Origin of the sequence: Herbidospora sakaeratensis, assembly GCF_001570525.1 — a bacterium.
GTDB classification, from domain to species: Bacteria; Actinomycetota; Actinomycetes; order Streptosporangiales; family Streptosporangiaceae; genus Herbidospora; species Herbidospora sakaeratensis.
This window is the reverse complement of the sequence record NZ_BBXC01000002.1, coordinates 1-1,135: the sequence shown is the minus strand read 5'-3', so window position 1 is coordinate 1,135 and position 1,135 is coordinate 1. Positions and strand designations below refer to the sequence as shown.

The window sequence follows — 1,135 nt, the reverse complement described above, 5'->3', positions numbered from 1 at the left end:
TAGTGTCCTGAGGCGTTAATGCGTTGTCAGTGGGCAGCGAGGGTCTCATGCCGTTGCCGACAGCAGTGCCGGTCGTGCTCACTGACGACGAACGGGAGCAGTTACTCGCCTGGTCCCGGCGCCCTTCCAGTGCTCAGGCCATCGCGTTGCGATCACGAGTGGTCCTGGCCTGCGCGGACGCGTCCGGGGCCACCAACGGGTCGATCGCCGAGGGCCTCGGGATCTCCCGCGCCACGGTCACCAAGTGGCGTAACCGCTTCGCCGCCGACCGGCTCGAGGGGCTGATGGACGAACCCCGGCCCGGCCGCCCCCGGACGATCACCGACGCCGAGGTGGAGAAGGTGATCACCACGACCCTGGAGTCCGCCCCCAAGGACGCCACCCACTGGTCGACCCGGTCCCTGGCCGCTCAGGTGGGCTTGTCGCAGACCGCCGTGTCCCGGATCTGGCGGGCTTTCGGGCTCCAGCCCCACCGGCGCGAGGCCTGGAAGCTGTCCAAGGATCCGCAGTTCATCGACAAGGTCCGCGACGTGGTCGGCTTATACCTCGACCCGCCCGAACGCGCGGTCGTGCTGTGCGTGGATGAGAAATCGCAGATCCAGGCCCTGGACCGCACCGCCCCCGTGCTGCCGATGCTGCCCGGCACCCCGCAGCGGGCCAGCCACGACTACGTCCGCGCCGGCACCTCCAGCCTGTTCGCCGCGCTGGACCTGGCCACCGGCAAGGTCATCGGCAGCCTGCACAACCGGCACCGCGCGATCGAGTTCAAGAAGTTCCTGGCCACCCTGGACCGCCAGGTGCCGGCCGACCTGGACGTGCACGTGGTGCTCGACAACGCCTCCACACACAAAACCCCGGCCGTCCGGCGCTGGCTGGCGGCCCATCCCCGCTTCGTCCTGCACTTCACCCCGACCAGCTCGTCCTGGCTCAACCTGGTCGAACGCTGGTTCGGGGAGCTGACCACCAAGAAGCTGCAACGCGGCACCCACCGCAGCGTCCGTGAACTCAACCAGGACATCCTCGACTGGATCGAGACCTGGAACAACGACCCACGGCCCTACGTGTGGACCAAGACCGCCGACCAGATCCTCGAATCCATCGCACGCTACTGCAAGCGAATCAACGACTCACGACA

1 protein-coding gene is annotated in these 1,135 nt (G+C 67.8%); it reads left to right on the top strand.

Going from position 1 to position 1,135, the window contains the following annotated elements:
- Window positions 1-47 precede the first annotated feature (47 nt).
- On the top strand, window positions 48-1,135 hold a 1,088-nt coding region (locus AW271_RS00010), incomplete at its 3' end, for an IS630 family transposase (protein ID WP_062330062.1).